The sequence below is a fragment of the Pseudoalteromonas sp. OF7H-1 genome (assembly GCF_022347825.1).
In the GTDB taxonomy this organism is placed as follows: Bacteria; Pseudomonadota; Gammaproteobacteria; order Enterobacterales; family Alteromonadaceae; genus Pseudoalteromonas; species Pseudoalteromonas maricaloris.
This window is the reverse complement of record NZ_JAKRFX010000011.1, coordinates 73661-100165: the sequence shown is the minus strand read 5'-3', so window position 1 is coordinate 100165 and position 26505 is coordinate 73661. Positions and strand designations below refer to the sequence as shown.

The 26505-nt window shown below is 44.0% G+C and carries 19 protein-coding genes; 10 read left to right on the top strand and 9 right to left on the bottom strand.

What is annotated here, in order from left to right; genetic code table 11:
* Positions 1 to 19 precede the first annotated feature (19 nt).
* The 6 genes from MHN30_RS14755 (at position 20) to MHN30_RS14730 (ending at position 8176) form a co-directional block, all read left to right on the top strand.
* Positions 20 to 1030 (top strand): TauD/TfdA family dioxygenase, encoded by a 1011-nt coding sequence (locus MHN30_RS14755; RefSeq protein ID WP_017218556.1) that lies wholly within the window; start codon positions 20 to 22, stop codon positions 1028 to 1030.
* Positions 1031 to 1078: 48 nt separating this feature from the next.
* Positions 1079 to 2698, top strand: a complete 1620-nt coding sequence (locus MHN30_RS14750; protein WP_239360143.1) for a cyclic peptide export ABC transporter — start codon at positions 1079 to 1081, stop codon at positions 2696 to 2698.
* Positions 2699 to 2712: 14 nt separating this feature from the next.
* Entirely contained in the window at positions 2713 to 2922 is a 210-nt protein-coding gene (locus MHN30_RS14745) for a hypothetical protein (RefSeq protein ID WP_039493175.1), read from the top strand.
* Positions 2923 to 3248: 326 nt separating this feature from the next.
* The gene (glmU, locus tag MHN30_RS14740; protein ID WP_239360142.1) at positions 3249 to 4610 is read left to right on the top strand and encodes a bifunctional UDP-N-acetylglucosamine diphosphorylase/glucosamine-1-phosphate N-acetyltransferase GlmU; all 1362 of its coding nucleotides are present in this window, start codon (positions 3249 to 3251) and stop codon (positions 4608 to 4610) included.
* A gap of 159 nt (positions 4611 to 4769) precedes the next feature.
* Positions 4770 to 6014, top strand: a complete 1245-nt coding sequence (locus MHN30_RS14735; RefSeq protein ID WP_130165222.1) for an HlyD family efflux transporter periplasmic adaptor subunit — start codon at positions 4770 to 4772, stop codon at positions 6012 to 6014.
* Between the two features lie 17 nt (positions 6015 to 6031).
* Complete coding sequence (locus MHN30_RS14730) at positions 6032 to 8176, top strand: peptidase domain-containing ABC transporter (RefSeq protein ID WP_130165221.1); 2145 nt, start codon at positions 6032 to 6034, stop codon at positions 8174 to 8176.
* A 52-nt stretch (positions 8177 to 8228) separates the two neighbouring features.
* Here the strand turns inward: MHN30_RS14730 and MHN30_RS14725 are convergent, their stop codons facing one another.
* Both MHN30_RS14725 and MHN30_RS14720 read right to left on the bottom strand, forming a co-directional pair.
* On the bottom strand, positions 8229 to 8396 hold the full coding sequence (locus MHN30_RS14725) for a hypothetical protein (RefSeq protein WP_165384120.1): 168 nt from the start codon (positions 8394 to 8396) through the stop codon (positions 8229 to 8231).
* A 347-nt stretch (positions 8397 to 8743) separates the two neighbouring features.
* Positions 8744 to 8944 (bottom strand): hypothetical protein, encoded by a 201-nt coding sequence (locus tag MHN30_RS14720; RefSeq protein WP_130165220.1) that lies wholly within the window; start codon positions 8942 to 8944, stop codon positions 8744 to 8746.
* Between the two features lie 230 nt (positions 8945 to 9174).
* Here MHN30_RS14720 and MHN30_RS14715 point away from each other — a divergent pair, with 230 nt between their 5' ends.
* Together MHN30_RS14715 and MHN30_RS14710 are read left to right on the top strand one after the other, a co-directional pair.
* A complete protein-coding gene (locus MHN30_RS14715) occupies positions 9175 to 10380 on the top strand; it encodes a lanthionine synthetase C family protein (RefSeq protein WP_130165219.1) in 1206 nt (401 codons plus the stop codon).
* A 9-nt stretch (positions 10381 to 10389) separates the two neighbouring features.
* On the top strand, positions 10390 to 13518 hold the full coding sequence (locus MHN30_RS14710; RefSeq protein ID WP_239360140.1) for a lantibiotic dehydratase: 3129 nt from the start codon (positions 10390 to 10392) through the stop codon (positions 13516 to 13518).
* 46 nt (positions 13519 to 13564) lie between these two features.
* Here MHN30_RS14710 and MHN30_RS14705 read toward each other — a convergent pair whose 3' ends face one another.
* Complete coding sequence (locus MHN30_RS14705) at positions 13565 to 15130, bottom strand: NAD(P)-binding domain-containing protein (protein WP_045989717.1); 1566 nt, start codon at positions 15128 to 15130, stop codon at positions 13565 to 13567.
* 238 nt (positions 15131 to 15368) lie between these two features.
* Here MHN30_RS14705 and MHN30_RS14700 point away from each other — a divergent pair, with 238 nt between their 5' ends.
* Positions 15369 to 15887, top strand: coding sequence for a hypothetical protein (locus MHN30_RS14700; protein WP_130165217.1), 519 nt, complete (start codon positions 15369 to 15371; stop codon positions 15885 to 15887).
* Positions 15888 to 15936: 49 nt separating this feature from the next.
* On the opposite strand, the gene MHN30_RS14695 is transcribed toward MHN30_RS14700, so the two are convergent.
* The 6 genes from MHN30_RS14695 to MHN30_RS14670 all read right to left on the bottom strand — a co-directional run bounded on the left by MHN30_RS14695 (position 15937) and on the right by MHN30_RS14670 (position 25336).
* A complete protein-coding gene (locus tag MHN30_RS14695; protein ID WP_017218574.1) occupies positions 15937 to 16110 on the bottom strand; it encodes a hypothetical protein in 174 nt (57 codons plus the stop codon).
* Between the two features lie 235 nt (positions 16111 to 16345).
* Positions 16346 to 18892 (bottom strand): family 20 glycosylhydrolase, encoded by a 2547-nt coding sequence (locus tag MHN30_RS14690; RefSeq protein WP_239360138.1) that lies wholly within the window; start codon positions 18890 to 18892, stop codon positions 16346 to 16348.
* Positions 18882 to 19757 carry an ROK family protein gene (locus MHN30_RS14685; protein ID WP_239360137.1) on the bottom strand — a complete coding sequence of 292 codons (876 nt, stop codon included), beginning with the start codon at positions 19755 to 19757 and terminating at the stop codon, positions 18882 to 18884. The genes MHN30_RS14690 and MHN30_RS14685 overlap by 11 nt, the downstream gene beginning before the upstream one ends.
* A gap of 6 nt (positions 19758 to 19763) precedes the next feature.
* Positions 19764 to 21029 (bottom strand): MFS transporter, encoded by a 1266-nt coding sequence (locus tag MHN30_RS14680; protein WP_239360136.1) that lies wholly within the window; start codon positions 21027 to 21029, stop codon positions 19764 to 19766.
* Positions 21030 to 21135: 106 nt separating this feature from the next.
* Positions 21136 to 22623, bottom strand: coding sequence for a tryptophan halogenase family protein (locus MHN30_RS14675; RefSeq protein ID WP_239360135.1), 1488 nt, complete (start codon positions 22621 to 22623; stop codon positions 21136 to 21138).
* A 58-nt stretch (positions 22624 to 22681) separates the two neighbouring features.
* Positions 22682 to 25336, bottom strand: a complete 2655-nt coding sequence (locus tag MHN30_RS14670; RefSeq protein ID WP_239360134.1) for a TonB-dependent receptor — start codon at positions 25334 to 25336, stop codon at positions 22682 to 22684.
* Positions 25337 to 25620: 284 nt separating this feature from the next.
* Between MHN30_RS14670 and MHN30_RS14665 the strand changes: the two genes are divergently transcribed.
* A complete protein-coding gene (locus tag MHN30_RS14665) occupies positions 25621 to 26487 on the top strand; it encodes an AraC family transcriptional regulator (RefSeq protein WP_010377630.1) in 867 nt (288 codons plus the stop codon).
* Positions 26488 to 26505: the final 18 nt, after the last annotated feature.

Below are 26505 nucleotides of genomic sequence, written 5' to 3'. Positions count from 1 at the left end.
AATATAAAAGGAAATATCCATGTTAAAAGATACTGTAATTTTCAAAGAGCAATACAACGGTCAAATGCCAGCTGCACTTCAGGAGCGTTTTTTACCTGAAGGTCCAGATTTCCCGCTTGTAATTGAAGATACTAGCGGAACACACAGTGCTGCGCAGTGGGTTGCTGACAATGCAGCAAAAATAGATCAGCAGCTGAAACAATACGGTGCAATTCTATTACGTGGTTTTAATCTACAGAATGAAGACGACTTCCGTGACGTCGCAAATGAGTTTATTCCGACGCTCGCAAAATATATGGAAGGCGCGACACCTCGCACCAATCTCGGCAAAGGTGCTTACACCTCAACTGAGTTTCCTAATGAATTGAGCATCGCACAGCACAACGAATTGTCATACGTTAAACAATGGCCAATGAAGATTGCATTTAGCTGCATGATCCCAGCAGAGGAGCGCGGTGCGACACCTATCGCAGACGTTAGAAAAGTGCATGACTATATTGACGCTGATATTAAAGCCAAGTTTGAACAGCATGGTTGGATGTTAGTACGCAACTATGGCAATGGCTTAGGCCCAACTTGGCAAAAAGCATTCAACACTGATGATATTGAAGAAGTTAAAGCATACTGTCAGAAAGCGGATGTTGAGTTGGAAATTATCAGTGCCGATCAAATCCGTACTCGCCAAGTGCGTCCTGCTATTCGCGATCACATTCATACCGGTGAAAAGGTGTGGTTTAACCATGCTGCATTCTGGCATCCGTCAAGCTTGTGTCCAGTGATTAGAAAAGAGTTGGTGTCTCAATTTGGCGAAGAAGCGTTAACTTATAACACAATGTATGGCGACGGCTCTGTGATCCCTGACGACGTGATTGAGCATATTAACGAAGCCTATAAAAAGGCGACCGTGACTTTCTTGTGGGAAAAAGGCGATGTGTTACTGATGGACAACATGTTGGTATCACACGGCCGTGATCCATTCAAAGGCGAGCGTCGGATTGTTGTTTCAATGGGCGAGCCAGTGGAACTATAAGTTAGTCATGTGGCTCGTGACTGCGAGCCCCAAAATAGCAGGTTTATTATGTTGCTTTACTATATTAAAAAATTCAAAAAGATCATGTTCTTATCGGGGCTCGCTAGTTTGTTTACTGCGGCTACATCGATAGCTTTGTTTCATATGATAGGGGAAAGTGGGGAAACCGGTTTTCAGCCTCTAGAGGTTGTTGTGTTTGCGGTATTAGTCACGTTTCTATTAGCGGCTTCAATGACGACGAGTTATTTTCTCTCTCAATACAGTGCAGGCACAGTAAACAGTGTGCGCCAAAACCTAGTTAGTCGAATTTTGGGAACCGATTACGACAAACTAGAAAAAGCTGGTAGAGCGCGACTATATAACGTTCTGACCAATGATGTGAATGCTATCTCGGGGGCGCTCGCTGAGATGCCAGCTTTCGTTTATAACAGTTTTCTGTTGTTGGCTTGTTTCGGTTATCTGTTTGTACTGTCTGAAGTCATGTTTGGCATTCTTGTATTAGCTGCGTTAGTGTCATTTTTAATCACAAAAATAGTAATGACAAAAATAACCAAGGCTGCGAACCAAATGCGTGAACATCAAGACCATGTATTTGAGGGCTATAAGGGCATTTTAGATGGCGCGAAACAATTAACAGTCAACAAAGCGAGACGCCAGTACTTTTTTGAGAAGCGCCTACAGCCAGTGATGACAGAGTTACGCAGCAGCGAGCGTGAATATGGCTTTGCCTGGGACATTAACCGCAATATAAGTCAGGTGGTGATTTTCATCACGTTGGGCACCATAGTTGCGGTCAGCCATTATCTACAGCGCACTGAATTAGTAATGAGTTATATCCTTATCGTAACTTACATTGCGGCACCATTTGGGTATGTGATGAATCTATGGCAAAACATCGCTCGGGCACGCGTCTCGATGCAAAAAATCGAATCTTTACAGCTTGGCAGTGAGCAAGGTGGATTAACTACGGTTCAGCACACGCCGCTTTCAGACAACTGGAATAAGTTAGTTTTTAAAGATGTCTCTTTCGCTTATGAAGCGAAAGGAGAAGATACCGCTTTTTCTTTGCCGAAACTGAATCTGACGTTTAATAAAGGAGAAATTATTTTTATTACCGGTGGTAACGGCAGTGGTAAGTCAACATTCTTACACTTGCTATTGGGTCTTTACACACCCTCAAAGGGCGTAATAAAAGTAGATGAACAGGAAGTGCATGCAGCTCAACTTGATAGCTATAGAGATAAAATTACGATGGTGCTGCCCGATTTCTACCTTTATCGCGAGCTGTTAGACGCCAAAGGCGACCCAGTAGATAGAAAAACGGCGAATACATTGCTGGCTCAGTTTCAATTGGATCACAAGCTAAGCGTGGATGAGGAAGGGTTTTCCGCCACACAGTTTTCTCAAGGTCAGAGAAAGCGTTTGGCATTGATCGCCTCAATTCTCGAAGATAAAGATATCTACGTGCTAGATGAATGGGCTGCGGATCAAGACCCACATTTTAGAGCGCTATTTTATCAAGAATTGCTGCCATGGTTGAAGTCGCAAGGTAAAACAGTAATTGCGGTAACTCATGATGACAAATACTTTCACCTCGCTGATCGCCATATCAAGTTCGATCAGGGGCAGGCAGAAGAGTTGAACCAGAAAAAACAACAAGCTGCATAATTAAAGGAGCACATATGTTTGATTTTATCAAAGGTCGCAAGACCCCAGAAACACCAAAAAATACGGATATCGAAGCTGTTGGAGCTGAAAGTGAAGTGACAGTGAAAGAATCTCAGTACACCGTTGGTGGTAAAGTGGTGAAAGAGCGCCATGTAACCGTTACCAAAGGCGATGGCGGACCAGCCCCAGCCACGCCGACTCCGCCCCAAGCTCCAGCCAAATAGGTGCTGAACATTGAGTGGTGCGAGGCGAAAGCTTCGTGCCACTTTAGCTCACTTTTAGTGTGTTAAAACGATTCAGTTGACTGTGTTGTAGGTACTATTGCATTCTTTTAACGTATTTTTTGACTAAACCGCTGTGTGGAAGAAAAGTACACTCTTACCTTTCTCACCAATCCTCGCTACAATATTGCGCAATTTGTACTTAGTAAGTGCTTGTTGTCTGCTAAAGCCATTTCAGTATTACGGTGCACAATGAAGTGACCGGATTAAAGACAAGAGTATTGAACCGTACGTTTGTTTTTTGACACAAGAAAAAGGATCCTGTGTTCATGCCGTTAAATACAATTATTCTTGCTGCGGGTAAAGGCACTCGCATGCGCTCTAAGTTGCCAAAAGTACTTCACCCTATCGCTGGAAAGCCGATGGTTCAGCATGTTATCGACAATGCGGTCTCATTGGGCGCGCAGTCTACCAATTTAGTTTTCGGTCATGGTGCGCAGCAGCTACAAGCCGCGTTATCACATAATGAAGTGAACTGGGTGCATCAAGCTGAGCAGTTGGGTACTGGTCATGCTGTCGCGGTAGCAAAGGAACATATCAGTGATGACGATAAAGTACTGATCCTCTATGGTGATGTACCTCTCACAAAGCTGAGCACGCTACAGCGTTTGCTGGATGTGACGCCAGCTAAAGGCCTTGCGGTACTCACTGTTGATTTAGCAAACCCGACAGGTTACGGCCGTATGCTGCGAGAAAATGGCAAATTGGTTGGTATTGTCGAACAAAAAGATGCGTCTGCGGAGCAACTTGCTATTACCGAGATCAATACAGGCATAATGGCGGCTAACGGTGGATTATTGAAAAAGTGGCTTGGACGGCTATCGAATAATAATGCACAAGGTGAATATTATCTCACTGACATCGTGGCGATGGCGCACAGCGAAGGGGTAGAAATTACTTCTGCACAGCCTGATGATAAGATGGAAGTAGAAGGTGCGAATAACCGTGTGCAACTTGCTGCTTTAGAGCGCGCTTATCAAACTTGGCAAGCTGAAACCTTGATGATTAATGGTGCTAGTTTAGCGGATCCTGCTCGCATTGATGTGCGTGGACAGGTAACAACTGGCGAAGATGTTCAGATTGATGTTAACGTGATATTTGAAGGCCATGTTGAAATTGGCGATGATGTTGTTATTGGTCCTAACTGCGTACTTAAAAACTGTAAAATCGGTAATGGCGTAGTTATTAAAGCTAATACGCTTATCGAAGATGCGTTGGTCGCTGATAAGTGTACTTTAGGTCCATTTGCTCGCTTGCGTCCTGGCGCGATAATGGAAGAAGATTCTCATATTGGTAACTTTGTCGAGATGAAGAAATCTCGTTTGGGTAAAGGTTCAAAAGCTAATCACTTGACCTACCTTGGAGATGCTGAAATTGGGGAAAAAGTGAATATTGGTGCCGGGACCATCACTTGTAACTATGACGGTGTGAATAAGTCAAAAACCATTATCGGTGATAATGCCTTTATTGGCTCTAATTCATCACTAGTTGCACCGGTTGAAATTGGTAGTACGGCAACGATTGGTGCAGGTTCAGTGATTACCTCAAGTGTTAAAGATGAGCAATTGGCAGTCGCGCGAGGAAAACAGCGTAACTTGGATGGCTGGCAGCGTCCAATTAAGAAGTCATAATATTATTTAATTTTTAATATCATACAGATAGCGTTAAATATTTCTAAACCTAAATAAGGCAAGTGCGACTTGCCTTATTTCATTCCTTTCTGTTACCACCCGTGGTACATTGTATTTTCAATAAAAAAATATTAACAATAATATTACCCGATAAGTGCTATGGAAAATTTATTTCGCCGTGAGGTGTTAGAGCATAAACAGCACCGCTTAGAGGGCACAATTAGCTTAATCCAACCGCCCGTATTTAAGACTTTGGGATTACTCATTTTAACGGTTGTGATTTTAAGTATCGTGTTTCTATCAAGTGGTAGCTATACCAGAAAGGAAAGAGTGTCTGGCGTTATTGAGCCCAGTGGTGGATTGCTGCGTGTTGCTGCAATGCAACAAGGTGTGGTGTCTGAAGTGTTGGTCAAAGAGGGTGAACAAGTCGCTGTTGGGCAACCTTTGCTGCGAATTGCATCTGCAAAACATAGCACCGAAGCCACTGAATTGAATCAAGCATTACTGAATCAATATCGCTTTCAGCAAAAGAACTTACTACAGCAGATTGAGCAACTACGTGGACAGTACCAGCTTGATATTGAAGAGCTACAGCAACAAGAAACGACCGTAAAAGAAAAGTTAAAAGAACTTGAGAGCCAAGCAAGCACGTTCCAAGAGCGGCTACTACTTAATCAAGATTTAGTATCGCAAATTGCGACGTTAAAAGGCACTGGTTATATTTCTGAACTAGAATTGCAGCGCCAAAAAGACACCTTGCTTTCATTAAAGCAGCAAGCTTCTTCAATCCGTTCAGAACGCATAGCGCTTGAGTCACAGCTGAAAAACATCAAAAATCAATTGGCGAAATTGCCGATTGAACATCAAAACCGAACTTCTCAGCTGCAATCGCAGCAAGCTGACCTGCTTATCCAAATCTCATCCATCGAGCAGGAGCGACTTGGTGAAGTCCGCGCGGCCCAATCCGGTGTTGTCACTGGCTTGCTTGCTAAGCTTGGCAAAAATGTCTCCATAGGTCAGCATTTACTGACCCTTATCCCTGAAGATAGTGATATGCAAGCAATTGTTTATATCCCAACTTCGGCTTTTGGTTTTATCAAAGAGGGGCAGGAAACAAAATTGCGCTACCACGCGTTTCCTTACGAAAAGTTTGGTATATACAAAGGAAAGATTGTAGAGCTTAGTAACAGCGTTATCTTGCCTGAGGAAACCAACATGCCAGGCATTATTCAAGAGCCTGCGTACCGTGTAGTGGTTGCGTTGGATGAACAAGCAGTAAAAGCATATGGTAAAGATACAGTCTTGCGTGCAGGTATGACGCTTGATGCGGATATTGTGGTAGAAGAACGCTCTTTATTGCGTTGGTTGTTTGACCCAGTATTTAGCATCAAAGGCCAGTTATAAGAAGTAAAAGGGTTGATATGGAAATGGAACATGAAGGCGCTGCCAATAAGTTAGAGTTTTGGTCGCGGAAATCTTTACCAGTGATCATCCAATCAGAAGCGGCAGAGTGTGGCCTTGCGAGTCTTGCTATGGTTGCTGGATATCATGGTTATCGCACTGATTTAACTCGCTTAAGGCAGCGTTTTAGTATTTCAATCGAGGGTTGTACGCTGCTCGATATTATGCACTTTGCTGAAAAGCTCCATTTAACTTCAAGGCCTCTGCGAATTGAGCTTGAAGATCTAGATGCGCTGCAAGCACCGGCAATTCTACATTGGGATATGAACCATTTTGTGGTGCTTAAAAAAGCCAATGAAAAGCGCATCGTGATCCATGACCCCGCTGGTGGCGAAAAAACCTTTACGATGGAAGAAGCCTCTAAGCATTTTACTGGCGTGGCATTGGAGTTAACGCCAACCAAAGACTTTGAAAAGAAAGAGCAAAAAGCGAGCCTTAGATTCTCAGATTTTTGGAGTCGTATTACGGGCTTAAAACGCTCACTGCTGCTTATCTTTATGTTATCCATCTTGCTACAGGTATTTACGCTGGCAGCGCCCTATTATATTCAGCTGGTTATAGATGATGTCATACTCACTGGTGACACCTCTCTCTTGACGGTGCTGGCGATAGGGTTCTTTTTAGTACTGCTTTTTGAAATCGCTACCAATGCGCTACGTGGCTTTACCTTGCTGCACTTTGGTAATCAGATGAATATTCAACTGGGGGCGAACCTATTTCACCACTTAGTGCGCTTACCCATCGCCTATTTTGAGAAGCGCCATATGGGGGATGTCGTTTCTCGCTTCGGCTCTCTTCAGCAAGTAAAGCAGCTCCTTACAACGGGAGTCATTGAAGCGATTATTGATGGCTTAATGGCGATTATTACCTTAGCGATGATCTTCTTCTATAGCCCTATGTTATCAGCGGTCGTGTTGGTGGCTGTGATCACTTACGCGATTATCAGAATGGTCATGTATAAGCCATTTCGCAATATCAGTGAGCAAGAAATCATGGCGCGCGCGGAAGAAAATTCCAACTTTATGGAAACGGTACGCGGGATCCAAACAATTAAATTATTTGGCTCAGAGGTCAAGCGAGAAGGACAGTGGCAAAATCGCTATGCGAGTGCGATTAACCACAATATCCGCTTGGGCAATTTTAAAATTGGCTACGACGCGATTAACCGGGCGCTATTTGGTATCGAGAATATCATTGTGGTTTATTTGGCGGCGCACTTGGTGATTGCTGGTGGATTTAGCACTGGTATGCTGTTTGCTTTTATGTCTTACAAGCGTCAGTTTATGGATAAGACCGCAAATCTTATAGAAAAGCTTATTGAGTTTAAAATGTTAGGCCTCCACTTTGACCGTATTGCTGATATTGCTTTAACGGATAAAGAAGAGCTACAACCAGATCAATATCGCAAACTGAATATCGAGGGCAAAATTGAAGTAAAAAACCTGTCGTTCGCATATTCAGACGCAACACCAAATGTTATTGAAAAACTAAGCCTAACAATCAATGCGGGCGAGTCAGTAGCAATTACAGGGCCTTCCGGTTGCGGTAAGTCGACTTTACTTAAGTTAATGTTGGGGTTAAACAAACCATCCAGCGGTGAAATCTTGGTGGATGGTATATCTCTTAACCAAATTGGCGCAAGACAGTATCGTCAGCAGATAGCTGCGGTGATGCAAGACGATGAGCTCCTATCTGGTACTGTGGCTGATAATATCGCCTTTTTTGATTCACCGATTAATATGGAAAAGGTGGTGCACTGTGCCCAGCTTGCTGCCATTCATGATGATATCAGCGATATGCCAATGGGCTATGACAGCTTGATTGGTGACATGGGATCGAGTTTATCTGGTGGTCAGAAGCAACGGATCATCTTGGCGCGTGCTCTGTATAAAGATCCGAAAATACTGTTTATGGATGAAGCGACTAGCCACCTTGATACGGGGTTGGAAGAGGATATCAATGATGCGGTGTCTCGGTTGAAGATAACGCGTATTATCATCGCGCACCGGAAAGAAACCATTGCCTCTGCTGACAGAGAGATTAAGCTCAAAAAGCCAGTGCACCATGAAGGGGAAGAGCAAACCTCGACATCGGGGTCTGAATAAATAAAGCGAGCATACAGCTCGCTTTATTCTATTTTTGAATAACAAGTAGAGTTCATAAAGTGACTTTCACAAAGCAGTCGTCGTAGCATGTAAGTTCTGTGACTGTAGGTCCGTTACCTTCAACACCACCTGCTACTTGCGGTGTCATTTTTTTATCTAGCGCTTTGCCGTGAGTAGTTGAAAGTGTTTTTATGATCTTCTTTTTGAATGCTATTTTCATAATTAACTCCTTTATTGATTTTTGTTTTATTAAAGATGTAAGTAACAGTTAATTAATTTTAGTGTTTACAATATCTTTTGCTTATTTAACCTGAGGTTTGGATAAGGAATGAGCTAACTCATTGTTTTTAATAATATATTAAATTATCCCCTTATCTAGCCAGACAGTTTTAGGGATAACAAGGCGAATTTATGCACCAATAGCTGGCTATTGGAAGTGAATTCAACGCAGTTAGCGCTAAAACTGGCTGCTAGAAAGGCATTAATTATCCGAAGCTCAGGTTATTTACGTGCTTTGTATTTTAAAGCTGAAAAAGAGTAGAGAGTTCTCTACTCTTTTTAGTCAGATTATGGGATCTGACAAGTGTGCTCACGGCAAGAGTGGTTACGACCTGTCCAACAATCGCCATAGCGATCTGTGAATAGAGAGCCTGCTGGAGAATTAGCCTGAACATCACCGCCAGCAATTTGAGGTGTCATATTTGCTGGAATAGATTTGCTGTCACTTGAGAGTGCCTTTATGCACTTTTTGTTTAGTGTCAATTTCATTCGTTTTTCCTTACTTATGTTGGTTAATAGCAGTCCTTTATTTCAATCCTTTTGCTACACGCATTGAACGCGTGTGTACAAAAGTTAAGCTAGTGTTAGTTTGAATAAATGTCAATACTTTGTTTTTTTATGGCAACCTTTATATCAAAGTTTGAGTTTGCCTAAACAAAAGGTTAACTTACCTATGGTGAGTACAGAAATTATAATTAAGAATTGAAACAAGGATAAGTATGCTAAAGGCGTTAGATTTAGAAAAAAAAGAACAAATCCTGTCTATAGTGGAAAAGCTAGCCAAGCAGGTTGAATCAAATCTTGAAGCCGTGAACAGTAACGGTTTGCTTAGTGGTTTAGCTGGGCACTTATTGTTTTTATTTCGAGCTGCAAACTTTAATGATGCTTGGGTCGATGAGGAAAAATTTCATCTGGCGCTAGATAAGCTCCAAAATGAATTGGCAGAGCAAACCCCTGAACTGAGTTCAGGGCTAGCTGGGCAAGCTTGGGTGCTTGAGTATTTTAACCAGTATGACGACGAAGAGTATGATTCTGATCTGCTGGAGGAGATAGATAACTTCTTTGACACTGCACTCGACTTTTCTCCTTGGACTGGAGAAATTGAAATGGTGTTAGGCCTTGCCGGATATTCTCCCTATATCTCACGTCGTGCAAAAAAAACACAACAAAGTACTTTGTTTGATCGTCTTGTTACGGGATATGAGTCGGTTGCGGTAGAACTAGATGGTCAGCAGGTTGCTTGGTCTCAGCCGAAGCAATCGGTATATAGATTTGACAAAGAAAATCTCGAACAAGATGAGTTTAACCTTGGGCTTGCTCATGGTGTACCCGGGATTATCGCGGCACTTATTCCTGCGCTTCAGGACGAAAAAGTAAAGCTGCGGGCGCAAAAACTGGTCGTTGCGGGCTGTGATTGGCTGCTTGAACAACAAAGTCATGCTGATGATAAGAAAGCTTGCTTTGGATCATGTGCAGGAGATGAGCATCACTCTCGGTTAGGTTGGTGCTATGGTGACTTAACGATTGCGTTAACACTTGCAAGAGCTGGGCATGCGTTAGACAAGCCAAGTTATGTTGAACAGGCACTGGAAATCGCGTTGTTTAACGTCGATAGAGACGCGAAGCAAGGCCATATTAACGATGCCGGACTTTGTCATGGTTTTTTTGGGTTGGTAACCATTTATCAACTACTCAACCAAGTTATGCCTCATCCTAAGTTACAGCAGGCCGCCTTAACTTGGCTAGATTATGGCTTAAATCAGTACCAAGAACGTGGACTAGAAGCCCTGTATTCATATAACGGTCTGGAAAAGGCACACCAGGAAGATCATAGCTTTTTAATGGGGTTTGCGGGTATTGGTTTAGCGCTCATCGGTGTGCTGGATGACAATCTTGATTGGACCGATTGTCTGTTAATGAGTTAAGGAGTATTTATGCCAGCTAAAATAACAACAGACTCCTTTTTTGTTCTGCGAACACCAAAACTGCCGATTGAAACCTTGTTCCATCAGCAAGATAGTAATGCGATGTTAAGTGCCTGGCTTGCCACACCTGGGGTGATGGAAGCTTTGTTCGTTGCAAGTCCATCTCTACTTGAGCGATTGGAACAGTGGCGTGAAAAGCCGAACTCCAAGCAGGGGAAAAAAGTCGCATTGGCGCTATTGCGATACCTCATTCGAATGTCTTCACGACCTACACCTTTTGGTCTTTTTTCTGGTGTCCATACGGGTAAAATTGGCTTAGAAACTCGTCTTGTGAGTGATAGCGCAGAGCATGATTCCCGCAAAACTCGCTTAGACATGTTTCTGCTGTCTGCAATTCGCTCTCATTTAGCAGAAACTGAAGCAAAATCAGATAATTTGTCTTATTTACCTAATCCATCTCACTACTTTATAGCAGAACAGTGCCGCTACATCGAAACTTACCTTTCTGATGACACCATGCAGTATCGCCTGAGTGCCGTTGATAGTGATGAGTACTTCATCACTATGCTGGAACTGGCGAAACAGAAGCTAAGCTTTTCTCAGCTCATTGAGCAATTTTGTTTGCGCTATAGTGAAGCAGAATATGAGGAAGTTAGTGCATACCTTGAAGAGCTCATCAGTGAAGGGGTATTAATTCCCGATATTCCGCTACCACTTACTGGTGAAAGTCCCGACATCGCGTTGATTAAAGCGTTGAAAAACGTTGCGCCTGTAGAAGTTTACGCCAAGTTGGAGCAGGCGACTCATGACCTTGCAGTGATGGATGAAGCGGGGCAAGCGAAGCCTGAGCAATATCAAGCCATTTTTAAATACCTTTCTGAGCTACCGGTTAAAGTTCAAGAAAACAAACTTTTCCAATCAGATACTTACCGCGCCTTTTTACATTGTGAAATGTCACAGCAAGAAGTTGCAAGGGTGAATAAACAACTGCAATTGATCGCGAGTTTAAATCGCAGCGCTAAGCATAACCCACTTGAAAACTTTATTAATAAGTTCAACACGCGGTTTGAAGGTCAATTTGTACCTTTGGATATGGTGTTGGATGATGAGTCGGGTATTAGTGTCTCCACTGAAACTGGCTATGATGCCCCGTTAGTAGGTGGTTTACAGTTGGGTCGAGCGAGTAGCGGACAAGCCAGCGCCCCTGACTATACCGAACTGGATCACATTATTGAGCAGGCTGTGACATTGCCAAGTAATTTAGGCAAAAGCTGTGTTGTCCTGACCAGTAGCGAATTAAAGCAAAAAGTTAAGGATAAAGTAGAACTTAACTTGCCACGTTCAATGGCTGTGATGTTGAGTTTATTTGAGGACGAAAAGTCGAATCCTGTGTTCAAGTTCAATGGCTGTTATGGGCCGTCGGCAGCTAATCTTTTGGGTCGTTTTTGCCACCTTGATGAAACATTAAAAGAATCGGTTATTCATCATTTAGAGCAAGAACACAGTCACAGTGAAGAGGTTATCTTCGCAGAAATTGTACATATGCCCGAGGGAAGACCTGGTAACGTGATTGCGAGGCCACATTTACGGCAGTACGAAATCGTTTTTATGGCAGACAGTTCACTAGACCTTGAATACCAGATCCCGCTAAGTGATCTGTATGTTTGGGTCGAAAGCCAGCAGGTTAAACTCTGGAGTAAGCGACTCAATAAACGCATTATTCCGCGTTTGTCGAGTGCACATAACTTTTCTGCTCGAAGCTTGAGCGCTTATAAATTCCTTTGTATGTTGCAGCATCAAGAAAGTGAAACGCCCAAGTTTTCACTGCCTTCAAGCCTAAGAAACGCTACTTATGTGCCGCGCATCATGTTAGATAACCTGATTTTACATGAGAAAACATGGCGTATTGAACGCAAAGAACTAGAAGCGTTATTAGTTAATCAACACATCGACGCAAATAAGCTTCAACAGCTCAAAGAGAAGTATTTGTTAGATGATTGGGTCAGTTTTGCCGCAGGAGATAATGTTTTAACTTTGAACTTAAGCCAAAGTGCGATGGTAGAAGTGTTGCTGATGGAAACCAAAGGCCGCAATACGGTTGAGCTCAGCGAAGTATTGGCATATCAACTGACGCCGCGTGTAACGGATGCACAAGGTCGTCATTACGCTAATGAAATCATTGTTCCTTTACTTAATGAGAATGCGACTCCTCATTCGCATTTTGCCGAAAAGCCACTAGAAAATATTACCGCCACACCAATCTCTCGACGCTTCAGTGCAGGTTCCGAATGGCTCAGCTTAAAAATATATTCAGGTAATACCATTGTTGAGCAGCTACTTTATGAGCAGTTATTGCCGCTTATTGAGGAAAATAGTGCATTGTTCGATAAGTGGTTCTTTATTCGCTATGGCGATCCGGATTGGCATCTACGCTTACGCTTCCAAGGCAAGCCAGCAGTGCTTTGTGGAGAGTTATTGCCAAAACTCAATCAGCTATTGTCACCTATGATAGAGAGCTCTCAGCTGCATAAAGTTGAATTAATGACTTATGAGCGAGAAGTCGAGCGCTACGGCGGTCCGCAATCTATGACTTTGATCGAAAGCTTGTTTATGTTTGACAGTGAGCTTATTGCGAAAAGTTGTCAGCTAGTTGAAGAATTCGGAGAAGATGTCCGTTGGCGTATCGCATTGGCTTGTACTAACCGTTTGCTGACGCTATTTGATTATGATGCGGAACAAAAGCTATCACTGATCTCTTCATTGCGCGCAGGGTTTGGTAAAGAATTCAATGAGAGTAGCGCGCTGAGAAAGCAGCTCGGTAATCGTTATCGCGATCACCAAACTCAGCTCGATGATGACTTTACCAAGCTTAATATTGCGAGCTTAGCGCAATGTGATGAGGCGCAACAAGCGATGTTGGCGCTGTTAGAGGCGTGGCAGAAGCAGGCAGAGCCAGTGGTGAAGGAAATTTTGACATTAGAAAAGTCAGGTTCACTTAATTTGAGTATACAATCATTACTCGGCTCTCTTTTGCATATGCATAACAACCGTATGTTTAAAGCTTATGGTCGAGAACAGGAATTTGTTATTCATGATATGTTGAGACGAAAGTACTTCTCTGAGTCTAAAGTTTCTTAGAGAATGAAAAAGGTTGGCTTGGTTGCCAACCTTTTTCATTTATGAGTTATGCTGACACTTTATTTTGCATTTTCTCACCAACAAGTTTTGGTAATACTCGCTCAATGAACTGTTGAAGTGGCTTAACGTGCGCTTCTACGTCAGTCCAGTCCGCTTCTAAGTCCTCAATAATATGATGAGTCTCTATTACTTCACCCTGATAGCAAAGTTCAATGATGGGGTGTAAGAATTTACTTAACTCCGCGTCAGTCGCGTTGTCTTTATGCACTCGAACCTGATTGAACGGGTCGCCTTCAATTGGTGCACCAAAGTCTAATGCTATCTGCAAATGATAGTGATCACCTAGATGAGCATGGAGGTACGGACTTGGCAGGTGCTTATAATATTGTGCCATACCGCTCTTTGATACCGTAACTGCATCCACCATGAAGCCATGCTGTTGCCATAGCGCGCTTGTCTCATTGATACGGTTCAGGATTGCACTGCCGATTGCTTCTGGTGTACCTAAGTGTTGGTCGCATGCAAGCGTAGTATCATGATGTTTTTGTTTTAGCATCTCGACTAAGGCGCGGCTATTGTATCTAAAGCCGTGAATAAAGCCTGAAGTCGACTTTCGATATTTGGTGGATTGTGTCAGCGTGCCGGCAAAATAAAGGCCTTTTACATTGATGGATTCAAAGCTGCAATCTAGAGAGGGGAAACGGCCTTCAATCATGAGATCAGGTTTTGCACTATCGGCAAAAATACTGCTGTCCATGGCAAATCCAGTACAACAAATGATCTCGTCATACTCTATGGTTTCTTGCTCACCATTAGCATGAGCATAACTAAAGTGCACGATAAAACGGTTGTCTTGTTTCTCAATACGCTTAATGTCGGCGTCCAAGATAGCGTTTTGCGACTTCAGTTGATAAGTATCTAGAATATTGTTGTTTACTGCACGTAGGTCGCCAACATAGTGGGTCTTCCATGCCATATCTAAAGGATTTGGACTACAAACGTGAATTAGGCTGGTGGCAGGGATAAGGTGATCAGCCGTTTCGAAAGCTGAGTTTCCTTTACCGATAACAAGTACGCGTTTGTTTTCATATGGTGCCAAATCAATATTTAAGTCTGAGTATTGTGTAACTAGCTCTATTCCTTCGATCTTCGGAATATAAGGCTTAGGGACACCTGTGCTGACGATGACGCGGGCTGCTGTATATTGTTCATTATGAGTTGTGGTCACAACGAAGTGATCGGCAATCTTTTCGACGGACTTAACACGCTGGTTATAAGCAACATTTAGCTGATTTTGGTCAACATAATGGTTGAGGTATTTGACTAAGTTATCAGCACTTGGGAAAAAGTCGCGGTCAAAACTGGAAAAGTTAAGGCTGTAGTCATCAGTTAAAATGGAGTTCCAATCGTGTCTTAAGTTGAATTCAGGGTTTGTTGAGCCGGTAAATACTTTATTAATTGAAATTAGTTTCCGGTGAATTGGGAATGTTTCAAAAAAACACCCTGCGCGCTGACCTGACTCCAACATGAGGTAGGACAAGCCACTTTGTTTTAGGTGGTAAGCGGTTTGGACTCCTGCTGGGCCTGCGCCAATAATAAGATAATCAAGCATGTTCGTTGTTCCTTGTTGGTGTTGGTGCTGCAACAACTACTCTAGACAGGGTAACGTTCCCCGCTTTCCCTATTGCAGTTATGATATTAATTTGTTGTATAATTGTTGTTTTAAATTGTGTATTAATTGTGTATTTGCAATGTTTTTTTACCAACGGGAGGAGTGACAGGTTTATCTTAAGTACGCAACCTACGCATGAGGATTTATACTGAGTGAGACACAATCAACGGAAATAAAAATGATGAAAAAATTCGGGCTCGCCATATTGGTGGTATTCAGTACGCTATCTTGGGCTAATGAAAAATTAAATGAAGAACTCTCGGTGTTTACACCTTATCTTGGTACTTGGCAATCGAACTTTGACGTGCCTTCAGATAAGCCAAAGATGCAGGATGTCAGTCACTGGGAGCGAGCTTTAAATGGCACAGCCGTTCGTACCTTACATTCAATCAACGATGGCATGTACGGTGGAGAGTCATTAATTTTCTGGGATAAAAGTAAAAACAGTCTAGTGTTTTACTATTTTACGACGGCAGGATTTTACACCCAAGGAACAATGGAAGTCCTGAACCAGAGCGAGTTTGTGGCATACGAAGAGGTTATCAATAACAAAGATGGTATTACAAAGGTGAAATCAACCAGTAAGTTTGAGAGTGGTCAATTTACGGTGTCGACGCAATACTTGAAAAACGGCGAGTGGACTGAACCTGAGTCGCGCATTTATACAAAAAGCGATAAAAAAGTTAAATTTAAGTAAGCCTTAAAGTGCCTCCTTAGAGGCACTGAACTGTGTTATTTACTCTCGATTAGTAAATATCAGGGCAAGTATGGCGACCACACGTATTGGCAACACAATGCGTTAGCCTGTCTTGGCTGAAACGAAGCGCGCCGCCTGCAACCTGTGGAGTCATTACTGCTGGAACAGTTTGCTTATCAGCTGATAGAGCTTTGATTTTCTTCTTGTTTAACGATAATTTCATTTCAGTATTCCTTCTAAATTATAGGCTCTGATTGAGCTCATTATATTGTAGTTATGTCATCTGATTTATTCTTCAATGAACAAAAAAGTAACACAACAACTAAGCTAAAACATATTTATTACTTTTTCAACATTTTGCTATTAATTACATTTTCTCAATGTTTCTTTTGCAGCTGATAATGGTGATAGAGATGCTAAGAACTAAGTAGGGCTTAGCATCATGTTGCTCTTATTCGTTATTTTTTCTCTAAACTCAAAGCTCGTCCTTTGCGATCAGAGTTTGGGTGCACCGCTCTAAGCGCCTGTACTTGATTAAGTGAGGCATTGAAGGGCACCCAGTTGCCGTTTTCAAGCTGTGCTTCGATAACAAAACCCGGAATGGCGGTAAAAGCGTCGAGCTTTGCTCCAGATAGCTGTTTTGCGGCGACGACGGGAATGCGAAATTCAATTCCGGCTTGTGCTAACTTAGGTAGTTCTTGATTGCCCAAAATAGCCACGAATCGTTGCCAATCAGCCTCACGTTGCGCCTGTAACTTAGCCGTAAAATATCTGCTAGATTGGCTGTATATACGACCGGCTTGGTAGGGTAACTCCCACTCGGCATGGTGCCATGCACGCTCTGCAAGGGCCAATAGCCGTGGATAAAGCATATATTCGGCTTGTGCATCACTGCGCAGCATTTCACTCCATAAGTGCCCTTGGGTCCCGGCAAACTTAACCCCTTTGTTTAGTGATGAGTCGCTATCGTTGGCTATGTAGGCGTGGTTATTGGTATTTTTCCAGATCTCTGCATGTGCAGGAAGGTTGTCTGGCATAAACTCAAACATCTTCTTGCTTTCGATAGCACGGCTTGCCCAGTGATTACCACGCTCTTCTGGGTGAGATTGATATGGAAAGTCAAAGTAGGTTACATCAGGGCTAGACAAGACAACCTGCCAGCCCTGATTGGCGAAGCGATGCGCGACCGCGTGCCCGTTTTCGCTTAATGTCGCCCAAGCATTGCTCTGTACGTTTGCTGGCATATTTGCAGCACGTACATCACCTAAACCGTCGCTCCACCCTGCAACCTGTATTCCTTTTTTATCAAGTAACTTTGCGATCCGTTCAATGAAGTAACCGTTAAAGTTGGTAAAATCTTTCACGCTTGCCTGCAATTTTTTACAAGCCGGCGACTCTAGCCAAGCACCTGCGGTTTCATCTGCACCTATATGGTAAGTGTTGAGTGGTACACCTGCACGGTCATGCAGCACTTTTACTTCGCTTAATACTTTGTCGATAAAAGTATAAGTGCTTGCAATACAGACATTTAGCGTGTTGTCGTTGTAATGCTGAATGGAGCTGTAACGCGTCTTGTCAGCAGCTTCTACTAATCGATATTGCTGTGCATCCTCTGGTTTGCCTTGTGCCATCAGCTTATTATATCGCGCCTCCATGGCGATGATTGCAGCACGTGAGTGACCTGGCATATCTAATGAGGGTAACACCTCGATATGATGCGCCTTGGCATAGCGCAGGATCTCAATATAATCCTCTGCAGAGTAAAAGCCATTTACTTGCGCGTTTTTATCATTCCCAGCGCCTAATTGCGGCAATAGGCAGCGAGTTTCGGTCAAATCAAAGCAGCGATAAGCGCCGACAGAGGTGAGTTCGTCAAGACCGTCGATGGCCAAGCGCCAGCCTTCATCATCCGCTAAATGAAGGTGCAGTTTATTTAGCTTATATGCCGCCATCTGTTCAATGGTTTGTAAAATAAAGGCTTTGGAGCGGAAGTTGCGGGCAACATCGACGTGTAAACCACGGAAGTCATACCTTGGTGTATCAATAATATCCACCATGGGAATACTCAAATCATTAATATCCAACAGTCCTGCAAGGCTTTGTAGCGCATAAAATGCAGCGGCGCTGTTATTGGCTTGGATTGAGATATTATTTTCGGCGACCGTCAGTTGATAATGTGGACTTGATTGCTTATTTGGCTTTACAGCGACATTAACTACAAGCCCGTCCTTGGTGCTTTTTACCCCAAGGGTATTGAGTCGCTGTTGTGCCATGGCGATAGCATCAGCTGAAATACCTGAAAGTTGCAGATTAATTCCGGCTGCTAGATTGAGTCGTTTATCGGACAGCACTGTCAGTTGTTTAGGTTTTGGTATCAGCCCAATTGCAGCATCAAGTGTTGGCCTCACTTGATGTTGATATAAGTATTCACTGCCCATCCACGGGGTGTCATCTTTACTGCTGGTTTGCAGCTGGTTAAGCGTATCAAATGGCGTCAGATAAGGTTGTAGCTCAAGTCCTGTATCGTTATCGCGCTGGGTTTGCGTGCTTTTGATCACTTGTGGGGTGAGCTTAAGCTGTGCGTCCGTTACAACATAATTTGGCATAAATTCCGAGCGCGTAACCTGAGAATCCTTGGTATAAAAGCGCACGGTAGTGGGGGTACTTGAAAACCCACTAAACCCTGCCGCAGGCGTGATTTTGTGAATATCACCATTGATATGGGTGATGGTAAAGTTATCGCCCTCAACATGGTAAATCGGCATCAGTTGGCTAAAAAAGATAGCAAAGTCATTATTTGCCTTGGTATTTTCTGTGACTACGCTAAAACTCAGCTCTGAGTAATAACACTTTTGCTGTGCCTTGGGGCAGGTGCTTGGCTTGCTATCAAGCAAGGTGTACTTTACATCAAGATTTTGGCCCAACCAGTTTACAGCGGTTTGGTCGAGCGCATAAAGGGGTGACGACACCCCAAAAAGTAGGGCCATAAGCCGATTAAACTTCATTGGCTAGTTCCTTGTTATCATGGTTAATTTTATTGTGTTGAAACAATCCGTATGCCCCTAAAAGTGGCGCGTGATTTAAGGTGCTTGGAATGACACGAACGGATTGATATAAAGCATTGCCAAGCAACTGCTGCATCTTGGCTTCAAGTGCAGCGTTAAAATAGTTATATGAATGCGTCACGGAGCCGCCAAGTACAATGACATCTGGATTCAGCACCATGACTACTTGCGCGAGTGCATGACCAACGTGACTGCCAAAAGTTTCAAATTGTTGTAGTGCAAATGGGTCGCCACTGCGTGCTTGCTCGGCCAACCACCTCCCTTCAATTCCTTGTCGCCCAAAGAACTGTCCTGACGCATAATCTTCAATAATTCCATCAAGATAGCTTAAGTTGCCTAGCTCTCCTGCAGCACTATGGTTACCCGTATATAAATTACCGTTAAACACAAAACCGGCACCAATGCCTGTGCCAAGGCATACGCCAATTAGGTTGTTGGCATGGTGGCCACCATATAAGTATTCACCAAATGCAAAGCAGTTTGCGTCATTATGGACAACAACGGGCAAAGAAAAGTGCTGTTCTAACAATCCCTTCAGAGGCACATTTTGCCAATGAGGAATATTTTGTGTTGTCAGCACGGTGCCGCTGCACACATCCAGTGTGCTTGGTACGCCAATCGCAATACCAGTTGTTTCGGTCGTTAGGTTTTCTTCGATTAAACGGATAACAAAGGCATTAACTTGGTCTAAGTTGGCCTGACTAGGCACCGCATACTGGCGTACCTGCTCGACCTGAGTGTGCGCAACCGAAGCCACAAGCGCTTTGGTGCCTCCCAAGTCAATACATAACAAAGAGTGATTCATCGTAATTTAACTATTTTCATTTAGAGGTTGAGACAGCGTCTTTTGACTATTGCCAAAAGTTTTATTTTTAATCAAAGGATTAGCCCATACACCAACACTCAGAATATAGCTAAGTGGCAGTAGTAACAGCAGGGCAGCAAGTTGTAAGTTGTTACTCAATTCAGCCGCAAAACCTATGATGGGAGACATAAAAGCACCGCCAATGATCCCGGTACATAAAATCCCTGTGATTGCGCCATGGCCGGTTTTGAATGAATTTAATGCCAGAGCAAAGATGACCGACCACATAATGGAGAGGAAAAATCCCACAATTGGAAAAGCAATAAGCGCCACCGTAGTGCTACCGAATAACGCACTTAGGAGCGCGATAGCGGCGCCAGAGCTGAATAAAATCAAAAGCTTTTGCGCATCAATGAGTTTAAGTAGTGCCAGTCCAAGTAAACAGCCTAAGGTTAGGCATAACCAGAATTCGCTCACCACTTTTGCGCCTTCGGTGGCTGGGTCTAGGCCATGATATTGCTGCAAAAACACGGAAATAAGGTTTGCGACGCCTTGTTCTAGCGCAACATAAGCGGCGATGGCGGCAAAAAATTTCAATACGGTTCTATCTTTAAAAAAACCGATACTTTGTGACCAGCTCAGCTGCTGCTTTTTCTGCTCCGGTACAGCGTTAAATGGCGTAAATTGCGAGAGTAATAGCATCACGACGCTTAGGATAGCGAATACCGCATAGATACTTAGCCAGGTTTTATCTGCAGGGATAACACCAGACAGCGCTCCGCCAAATCCCTCTACGGTGGTGACTTGAGACTGTAGTTTGCTATACACCAGAGGCGCGAGTGTTGCGGCAGCACCAAACATCAACTGCGCAAACACCGAAAGCACGGCAAAGTGTTCTGAACCACCGCTAGCGCGTAATAGTGGATTGATAGCCACTTGCAGTAGTGCCATGGCACAGCCGAGCATAAACAACGCTACCATGGCAATGGCAAACGTTGGCATTAGCACAAAGGTCGTTGCGCCAATTGCAGCAAGGGTAAATGCGAGCTGCATAACGGTTTTTTCTCCAAAACGCTGAACTAGCAGTCCCGCTGGAATAGACATCACACCGTAAGCGATAAAAAAGGCGAACGGGAAAAACCCCGCAAGCGTTAGACCTATGCTGTAACTTTCTATTAATGCTGGAAAAATCGCGCCTAAAATATTGGTGATAAAGGACACCGTAAAAAAGGTTGCCAATACTAAGGCAATCACTAGGTAGCTTTTTTTCATGTTGTATTTCCACCTTCATTAGAGAGCGGGTGATGGCGTGGCGATCTCGCTTGTGGGCAGACAAACAAAAAGATCAAGGGGAATCTCACCACCACCCGCAATTGGGTTATGCACGAAACGCTTGTGCTCGCTGTAATTGTTCCAGTGCAGTTGTATGGGCAGTAAAATGCTCATCACTAAGCTTCGTTAGATAGGCCTTGGCCGCCTGTTCGATATGCTGTGGTGCTTGATCAAAGGGCATTTGGCAGGTGCTATCGCGATGATCCATGCCGCCAAGTAAGCAATACCAACTGGGACGAATGTAGGGTGAGTGCATCCTGTGTTGGTTGAGCCAAGCGTCAAAATCACCACCGCTACGCCAGTGTGTGAGCAGCTCATCGAGCTCGTTTAAGCTCAGTGCTGCGATTTTCGCATCTTGCCAATACGGTGAATCTGCGCGCTTGCTGGTGGCGTAATGTGCCAGTACATACTCTTTAATACCGAGCACCAGCTCTGACAGTTGTTGATTGATGGTTTGTGCCTCGAGCTGTTGCGAAAGCAGCCTATTTAATAACTCAATGCTATAACCTGTGACCATCAGCGCGGTGGCTTCGAGTGGTTCAATAAAGCTCTGCGCGAGGCCAATAGCAAATACATTGCCTTCAATACTGCGCGCCATCATGCCCACTTTCATGGTGAGATGTTTGGCTTGTCCTTTATCGAGTTGCGCGGCTTCACGCAGTTGAGCCTCAGCCTCTTCGGGAGTGGTATGTGCGCTGCTGTACACGTAACCATGTCCGGTTCTGCCTTGTAGCGGGATCTGCCAGCGCCAGCCGCACGGCATCGCGATAGCAGAAGTGCTTGAAGGTAGCGGGTTTATTTTAGCGCCGGCAATCGCGACAGCTGAATCATTGAGTAACTGATCTGCAAAGGAAATAAAGGGCACTTCGAGCGTTTTCTCTATCAGCAGGGCGTTAAACCCTGAGGCATCGACGTAAAAATCGCTTTTCACCTGCTCACCCGACTCAAGTGTCAGTGCAATAATTTCTTTGGCATGATGCTGTACGCTACTCACCGTACTTTGAATATGCTTTACGCCTCGCGCTAGGCTAAATGCCCTTAACCAATCCGCAAGTTTTTGCGCATCAAAGTGATAGCCGTATTCAAGCGCCCTTGGTAATGGACGCTGTGGCAGAGGTGCTTGTTGCTTGTCGGCCAGTACTGCGGCTAAGAAGTAATGTTCAGGCTTATCTATATATTCGCTACCACGACGTCTGGCGTTGGCGTTGACAAAGTAGACTTCCGCTGTTTTTGCATCCATTTCAGAGAAGAAGGGATGGAAATAGCTGCCATTGTCGCCATTCCAGTTATCAAAATAGATCCCGGTTTTATAGCTTGCTTGGCATGCAGGCATCCAATCGCGTTCTTTCACACCAAGACTTTGCATAAAAAGCTGCAAATGTGGCGTTGAGCCTTCGCCAACGCCAATTCTGCCAATACTCGATGATTCGATCACTGTGACCGATAAATTGGGTTGATGCTTAGCAAGGTAGGCTGCGCACATCCAACCGGCAGTACCGCCACCAAGGATGGTAAGTGACTGTATTGTTTTCATAGGCAAATGAGTTTTCATAGGCAAATGACCCCAGCCGCAAACGACTGGGGCTCCGAGGTTAGAACTTATAGCTGACGCCAAGGTAATAACGCGTACCAAATTCAATGGTGTTCTGCGTTAAGTTGTAGTTGGTGTCGTAAGATTGAATAACCTCATTGGTCAGGTTTACACCCTCTAAGCTGACATCCAGATTTTCCATTGCATGCCACACCAAAGATGCATCCCATTGTTGGTAGCTATCGTTGCGCACCGCTTGTGCTGCACCGACGCCTATCCATTCACTACGCCAGTTATAAGCGATACGTGCACTAAATTGCTCGTTTTCGAAAAATAGCGAGCCGTTGAATGAGTTTTCAGATACTCCCGGCACCATTTCTTTTGCATTATCTGGTGTGGTGGTTTCACTATCCACGTAGGTGTAGTTAGTAATAAAGCCGAAGCCATTATCAAAGCTATGTTGAAGCTGCAGTTCTATCCCTGTTACGTCACCGTCTCCGTTACTACGTGGGCGTGTGACTCGGCATTGATCATACTTAGAAGGATCGGTACCGCATCCGTCTACATATTCAATCGCTTCGGTAGAAAAGACAACGTTGTCAATTTTCTTCACAAAAACGGCTGCTGAGAACAAGGAAGCTTCGGTAAAGTAATATTCGACGCCAATATCTGCTTGATCTGCTTCATAAGGTTTAAGGTTTGGGTTACCACCGGTCGCAGAACCAAAGTTGGCATCAATCGCTAGACCTGGTTTTAAGTCGTTATAATTAACTCGAGACATAACGCTGGAGGCGGCCGCACGGATGATAATATCGTCGCTGTAGTCATAAGCGAAGTTGATGCTCGGTAGCCAGTTGTCGTAGTCAACCGTTTCATCGAAAACCGTGTTATCAACATAGCCGCTGGACTGCTGTTCTGTATCCACATAGCGTAAGCCGATATTACCGCGGAAGTTTTCACCGCTGAATTCACTTTGCACATAGATAGCGAGCATATCTTCTTCGACATTGTAGGTTTTACCAAAATCTTGCTGCTCAATTAATTCACCCGCCTCATACTTGCCAGTGATAAAATCCCACCACTTATCTTCATCGAGCTTGGCGTATGAATTAAGAATATGTCCGCCCGTTTGCGAATGAAGATTGGTAAAAATACCATCACTCCAGTTAGCTAAGCTATTACCATCAGGGACAAAACCAACAACATCCGCGGGGTTTCTTTGTATTGCGATACGTGCAAATTCGTTTTTATTAACTTTCACACCCGCTTTGATGTTCTTGAAGTAATCATGCTCTAGCATCCATTTGATATCGGCTTGCGCATAACTCACTTCATGCTCTTGAACCGTAGTTTGGAAGTTTGATTCCTGAGCAAATTTGAGCTGTGAGGCATCGGTTGGGTCTAGCGAATCAAACCAAATTTGATAAGGGCCGGATGCATCGTAAGTAAAGCCGCCATCAGTACTATTTTGACCGTTAGGGAAGGCTGGATCGCCAATTTTTCCACCCTCATCTGTTGCCGGGATCCACCAACTTGAGGAGCCAAACTGTGTACCACCATCAGATGTTGAGCGACCAATAACACCGCTAATCTCGAAAGTTTCACCGACGTATTTACCACTGAAGTTTAAAGCATCGACTTCCATGTTTACGGCGTTACGAACAGTAGGGTTGTATATAATGTTCGCGTAAGCTGGCAAAATGCGCGCACGCTGTGTACCGCCTGCAGCGTTGTTTTGTACATCAACAGCACCTGCACCACGGGCACTTACAGTAAGGAAGTTATGGTTTACATGTGGATTGTCAAACTCAAAGCGAAAGTAGTCTACCGCAAATTCGGTGTTATCGCTTGGTGCAAATTGCGCGGTAAGTTGCGCGCTGGTGCGCTCGCGCTCAGCTCTGAATGCTTGCGAGCCGATAGCCCAAGCGCCCACTGTAGATGCTTGTCCCGTGTCTTGATCCGCCGCAAAATATTCATAGTAGCCACCAATGGACTCAATAACGTGACGGCCTGAAGTCAGGTTCTCAATAGAGTATGCTGCGAGCACACCAAATTTTTCATCGTCACTTTTCCAGCTACCTAAAAATGAGCCACTTATATCATTTTCATCATACAAAGTAGAGCGGCCCATTTCTGCTGACACCATGTAAGTGTGTGCATCTAAGTCCAGTGGTTTACGCGTGACAAGATTCACTGTACCACCCAGCGCACCTTCTTCAAGGTTTGCTTCAGGCGTTTTGTAGACGTTAACTGCCGAAACTTGCTCTGCTGATAACAGCTCCATGTTAAAAGTACGTGTCGATGGACCCAAATCATACCAATCGGTACTAGCGACGGATTGGCCATTTAATAAAATACGCGATTGCTCGGGTGCGGTACCACGGATAGTAACACCACTTACTTCACCATATTGGCGGTCGACCGTGACCCCAGAAATACGCTGTAGCGCATCACCAATGTTTTTGTCGGGAAACTTACCAATATCTTCCGAGGTGATAGCATCAACAATACCATCTGCAAAGCGCTTGGTGTTCATTGAAGCTTCAAGCGAGCGGCGAATGCCTCTTACTTCAATCACTTCGACTTTTTCTGTTGCGCTTTGTTCTTCGGCTAATGCTGATGGTGCCGCGGTGAGTAAAAGGGGTGATAAGGTACTTGCTGTCACGATGGCGGCAAGTTTATTCAATTTAAATTGCTTCAACTTAGTTGTTTTCATTGTTCTGCCCATTGTTCCTATTTGTTGTTGGCAGAAGCTAGGGTATCGCCTTGGGTGTTTTTTAAGCGGTATATTTCTATCTACTAATGATACTTTTCACGCTTAAATGAGCGTAATTTGACAAAAATACTTCACTGCACTTCAGGCTGTCGCTATATTTCGATAGATTAATATTGTTGAGTGATTGAATTTGCATGGTGTGCAACTAGGTGTAACGAGTAGTTGTTTTAAAGTTTATAACATGCCGATTTTAAATAAGTTTATTAATGTAAAAGGAAGTTGCTATGCGAGCGATGTACGAGAAAGTACTGCCATCTCCCGGATGTTCATGGCGTTATTGCCTGTATCAATTGCCCGAAATTCCCTTTAATTGGCACTATCATCCGGAATATGAGATCTGTTTGACGCTCAACAGTGTCGGTGTATGTCACGTGGGTGATCATATTGCCCCTTACGAAGACTTAGATTTGGTGATCCTAGGCCCTGACTTACCACATACTTGGCAGTCAAAACCGAATCCGGATCACTCCGCTCACGTTGTCCATGTTGCACAAATACCCGCGCACTGGTTGGAGTCTTTAGTGGCTCAGCATCCTGAATTACATGGCTTATCTGAATTGTTAAATGCAGCGCGCCGTGGCGTCAAATTTCCTGTGGAAGTTGCAAGGCAAGCGAAAAAGTGGTTTGAGCAAATCGCGGATGCCGAGCCGTTAATGCGCTTTGTGCTTTTGCTTGAAATGTTAACGCGGATGACGACATCGAATTATCAACATTTAGCCAGTAGCGGCTTTCGCTTTGATGCCCGCCATGATCCTGCGAAAGACAAGTTTGACCGGGTTATTGCCTATATCTATGACAATTACACCGACAAATTAAGCGCCGATGAGCTTGCACAGCAAGTACACATGAGCACCAATCACTTTCACCGCTTCTTTAAAAAGCGCACAGAGCGTACTGTGACGGAATTTATCAATCAGCTGCGTATTGCCAAGGCCTGTAAACTATTAATTAGCTCCGCCTCTCCCATTAGTGTGATATCGGATCAATGTGGTTTTAATAATATTTCTAATTTTAATCGTCGTTTTCAAGCGTTGAAGGCGTGTACGCCCAGTGAGTTTCGCGCACGGCTGCACCAAAAGGCATTGTATTGATCTGAACGTGGGCCTGTT

Bases quoted from the DNA above. Each gene is read 5' to 3' on its own strand.
- MHN30_RS14755 (WP_017218556.1), top strand. From the start codon at position 20: ATGTTAAAAGATACTGTAATTTTCAAAGAGCAATACAACGGTCAAATG.
- MHN30_RS14690 (WP_239360138.1), bottom strand. From the start codon at position 18,892: ATGAAGTTTAATCGGCTTATGGCCCTACTTTTTGGGGTGTCGTCACCC.
- MHN30_RS14670 (WP_239360134.1), bottom strand. From the start codon at position 25,336: ATGAAAACAACTAAGTTGAAGCAATTTAAATTGAATAAACTTGCCGCC.
- MHN30_RS14745 (WP_039493175.1), top strand. From the start codon at position 2,713: ATGTTTGATTTTATCAAAGGTCGCAAGACCCCAGAAACACCAAAAAAT.
- MHN30_RS14715 (WP_130165219.1), top strand. From the start codon at position 9,175: ATGCTAAAGGCGTTAGATTTAGAAAAAAAAGAACAAATCCTGTCTATA.
- MHN30_RS14665 (WP_010377630.1), top strand. From the start codon at position 25,621: ATGCGAGCGATGTACGAGAAAGTACTGCCATCTCCCGGATGTTCATGG.
- MHN30_RS14680 (WP_239360136.1), bottom strand. From the start codon at position 21,029: ATGAAAAAAAGCTACCTAGTGATTGCCTTAGTATTGGCAACCTTTTTT.
- MHN30_RS14725 (WP_165384120.1), bottom strand. From the start codon at position 8,396: ATGAAAATAGCATTCAAAAAGAAGATCATAAAAACACTTTCAACTACT.
- MHN30_RS14705 (WP_045989717.1), bottom strand. From the start codon at position 15,130: ATGCTTGATTATCTTATTATTGGCGCAGGCCCAGCAGGAGTCCAAACC.
- MHN30_RS14710 (WP_239360140.1), top strand. From the start codon at position 10,390: ATGCCAGCTAAAATAACAACAGACTCCTTTTTTGTTCTGCGAACACCA.
- MHN30_RS14735 (WP_130165222.1), top strand. From the start codon at position 4,770: ATGGAAAATTTATTTCGCCGTGAGGTGTTAGAGCATAAACAGCACCGC.
- MHN30_RS14685 (WP_239360137.1), bottom strand. From the start codon at position 19,757: ATGAATCACTCTTTGTTATGTATTGACTTGGGAGGCACCAAAGCGCTT.
- MHN30_RS14675 (WP_239360135.1), bottom strand. From the start codon at position 22,623: ATGAAAACAATACAGTCACTTACCATCCTTGGTGGCGGTACTGCCGGT.
- MHN30_RS14750 (WP_239360143.1), top strand. From the start codon at position 1,079: ATGTTGCTTTACTATATTAAAAAATTCAAAAAGATCATGTTCTTATCG.
- MHN30_RS14730 (WP_130165221.1), top strand. From the start codon at position 6,032: ATGGAAATGGAACATGAAGGCGCTGCCAATAAGTTAGAGTTTTGGTCG.
- MHN30_RS14695 (WP_017218574.1), bottom strand. From the start codon at position 16,110: ATGAAATTATCGTTAAACAAGAAGAAAATCAAAGCTCTATCAGCTGAT.
- MHN30_RS14720 (WP_130165220.1), bottom strand. From the start codon at position 8,944: ATGAAATTGACACTAAACAAAAAGTGCATAAAGGCACTCTCAAGTGAC.
- MHN30_RS14700 (WP_130165217.1), top strand. From the start codon at position 15,369: ATGATGAAAAAATTCGGGCTCGCCATATTGGTGGTATTCAGTACGCTA.
- glmU (WP_239360142.1), top strand. From the start codon at position 3,249: ATGCCGTTAAATACAATTATTCTTGCTGCGGGTAAAGGCACTCGCATG.